General features: G+C 30.4%; 2 protein-coding genes and 1 pseudogene. All 3 read left to right on the top strand.

The features are described from left to right. A partial coding sequence (locus RMN92_RS05315; protein WP_309608428.1) for a toprim domain-containing protein occupies positions 1-1,657 on the top strand: 1,657 nt, incomplete at its 5' end. 115 nt (positions 1,658-1,772) lie between these two features. After that, positions 1,773-2,636 (top strand): tyrosine-type recombinase/integrase, encoded by an 864-nt coding sequence (locus RMN92_RS05310; protein WP_309608426.1) that lies wholly within the window; start codon positions 1,773-1,775, stop codon positions 2,634-2,636. Continuing rightward, positions 2,633-3,016: pseudogene (locus RMN92_RS05305) on the top strand (integrase); the annotation flags it as partial. The gene RMN92_RS05310 and the pseudogene RMN92_RS05305, both read left to right, overlap by 4 nt.

Below are 3,016 nucleotides of genomic sequence, written 5' to 3'. Positions count from 1 at the left end.
GCATTTTTATCTGAAGAACAGACAAGGAATCTATCCAAATTATCCAAATCCTGATACCAGAAAATTACTGCTTACTGAAGCTATCATCGACACGGCAAGTTTATTACAAATAGATGATATAGCTAATAATTACACACTACTCACAAGCTACGGAACCAATGGATTAAATGACGAAATCCTAAACGCAATCAAACCATTAAAACAGTTAGAAGAAATAATTTTCTTTTTTGATGGCGACAAAGCAGGAAACGAAGCCGTTACAAAATATGCTGAAATCTTAAGAGAGCTACACCCAAGAGCCAAAATAAGTCAAGTAGAAACACCGAAAGACGAAGATATTAATAGTTTAATCATTGGACACGAAACAAACATTTTAATCCATTTAATCAACCAAAGAAAAGAAATCCCTTTTTTATTTTCTATTGAAGAGCATATTACAGTTAAAAAAGAAATTGAAACAGAAAAAAGAAAGCCAAAACTTCCAACTTCTAACTCCCAACTTCCTACTATTATTGACATTTTAAAACAAGATAATCTACTACAAGAAATCAATAAACTAATCGAACAAAGCGGAATAGTTGGAGAAGCAAACAGCCGATTATTACTATTTATAATTGAATCAAGTTACAAAACAAAAAGCCCATTACACGCCATAGTACAAGGAAGTAGCGGAAGCGGAAAAACCCATTTAATCAGTAAAATAGCCGATTTAATACCACAAGAAGACGTACTTCGATTTACAAGAATTACAGAAAGTAGTTTGTATAATTGGGGCGAATATGACCTAGTAACTAAACTGTTAATTATTGAAGATTTAGACGGATTAAAAGAAGAAGCACTCTTTGCAATGCGGGAGTTAATCAGCAATCAAAAGCTATCGAGTTCGGTATCAATCAAAGATAAAAAAGGAAATATCAAGAGCGTAAAGAAAGAAGTAAAAGGCGTGTTCAGCAGTTTATCAGCCACAACAAAAGGCGATTTATACGAGGATAATATGAGTAGAAGTTTTTTATTAGCAGTAGATGAAAGCCAGGACCAAACAGACAAAATAATCAATTATCAAAACAAACGAATAGCAGGAGAAATAAACGAAAGCCAACAAGAAAAAGCCAAAGAACAATTACAAAAAATACTCAGAGCTTTAAAAACAGAAGAAGTACAAAATCCATATGCCACACAAATACAACTACCCGAAAACGTACATAAAAAAAGAAGATTAAATGAAATGTTCCAAAGCATTATCAAGCAAATCACTATTATTAATCAATACCAAAGAAGAACCCAAAACAATAAACTAATCACTGAAATTACAGATGTTGAAGAAGCCGTAGAAATACTTTTTGAAAGCATTATTCTAAAAATTGACGAACTCGACGGAAGTTTAAGACAGTTTTTTGAAAAGCTAAAAAAGAAGTTTAAAACCGATGATTTTACAAGGTTCGAAGCCATGGAAACCACAGGATTTAAGAAGACACAATTACAACATTATATTAATCAATTGGTACAACTGGAATACATCAAACAGTTTGGGCATGGCAACAAAGGATTTAAATATAGAATAGCCTATTTTGATGATATACAAAGCGTTAGGAAAAAACTAAAAGACCATTTTATAAAACAGGTCCAGCAGTTAAAACCGAACACTAACGAACGCTAACCGAACACCAAACGAACGCTATAAATGAGCTAACAATCTAACATCTAAATTCTTAAATCTAAAATAGAATTAGCGTTCGGTCGAAATAAAAAGTATAACCTAAAAAGCATAATAGATGATAATAGAAAATACGATAAATGACTTTAGAAGAGAATTAGTAAACCTGGGATATAGTAAAAATGCAGTAATAAATTATCCAAAATATGCACAAAATTTATTAGATTATACAAAAGAAGTTCCTCAAAGAATAACCGATTTACATATAAAAAACTACTACGAATATTTAAAAACTAAACCAAGTAGAATAACAAAGAAAACCATAAGCGAAAGCCACATCTACAGCCAATTATTGGCCATTAAATTATACTTTGAATATTTAGAAAGAACCAAAACTATAAAACGAAATCCATACAATTTACGAATAAAACAAACTACCAAAAACGAGCGAATAATATTTACTCAAGAAGAAATCCAAATCCTCTATAAAAACACTCAAAACCTAGAAGAAAAAACAATATTACACTTGTGTTATGGTTGTGGACTCAGAAGAAGTGAAGCCCAAGACTTGAATATAAAAGATGTAAATTTTGAACAAAAACTACTATTTGTTAGAAAAGGAAAAGGCAAAAAACGTAGAGTAATACCACTTACAGAAGCCATTGTTAAAGATTTAAAAGACTATTTTAATTATACTGAAATTGTTAGAAAAGAAGACGAAGAAAGCTTTTTAATCAATATAAACGGTAGTAAAATGAAAGGCGAAAATGTGTATGATTTATTTAAAAAATTACTCAAAAGAACCCAAAGCCTAAAACCCGAAAACTATTGTCTGCACTCGCTTCGCCATAGTATTGCAACACACTTATTAGAAAATGAAATGAGTATCGAAATGGTCAGAGATTTTTTAGGACACAGTCAATTGGTATCAACACAAATTTATACAAGAATTAATTTTTTAAAAACCAAATTACAGCAATGAGTATAGAAGAATATTTAAGCCAAAGTTTAATGCAAAGTTCAGTAGAAAGTTATGTTTACGACATTAATAAATACAAAAAGAACAATAAAAATGCACACAAATATGACTATCAAAAAGTAATACAGTATATAGAAATAGTACGAAATCAGTACAGTGTAAATAATGTAAAAAGAGTAATAGCTTCTATCAAAAAGTATTATGATTATTTAATTGAAATAGGAAAACGAAAAGACAATCCAGCCAGAGCCATAAGAATACGAGACGGCAAAGAAAACCCAATCCAATTACAAGATTTATTCACAGAGAAAGAACTACAAATACTACTAGTTCCAAGAATAGAACGCTATCCATTTTTAACCAAAAGAAACAAAATTATAATG

The sequence above is a fragment of the Flavobacterium sp. genome (genome assembly GCF_031363805.1).
Lineage (GTDB): Bacteria > Bacteroidota > Bacteroidia > Flavobacteriales > Flavobacteriaceae > Flavobacterium.
This window is presented reverse-complemented; position numbering and strand designations above follow the sequence as displayed.